A 326-nucleotide genomic window follows, 5' to 3' on the forward strand; every position below is an offset into this window, starting at 1 on the left:
CTCGTCACCGCCCACACGCTGGGCGGCGCGCCGCGGCCGCCGCTGCGCGACGACCGGCTGCACGGCATGTTCAAAGGCTTCATGGACCTGGTGTTTGAGCACCGGGGCCGCTATTACGTGGCCGACTACAAGTCCAACTGGCTGGGCCCGCACGACGCCGACTACACCGCCGACGCCCTGCGCGCCGAGGTGCTGCGCGCCCGCTACGAGCTGCAGTACGCGCTCTACCTACTGGCCCTGCACCGGCTGCTGCGCCAGCGCCTGCCCGGCTACGACTACGACCGCCACATGGGCGGTGCGGTGTACCTGTTCCTGCGCGGGCTGCA

The 326-nt window shown here is 70.9% G+C and carries 1 protein-coding gene; it reads left to right on the forward strand.

What is annotated here, in order from left to right; translation table 11 throughout:
• Positions 1–326 (forward strand): PD-(D/E)XK nuclease family protein (locus HA630_RS26895; RefSeq protein WP_166832067.1); only part of this gene is annotated, 326 nt, incomplete at both ends.

It is taken from the genome of Aquabacterium sp. A08, from assembly GCF_011742065.1.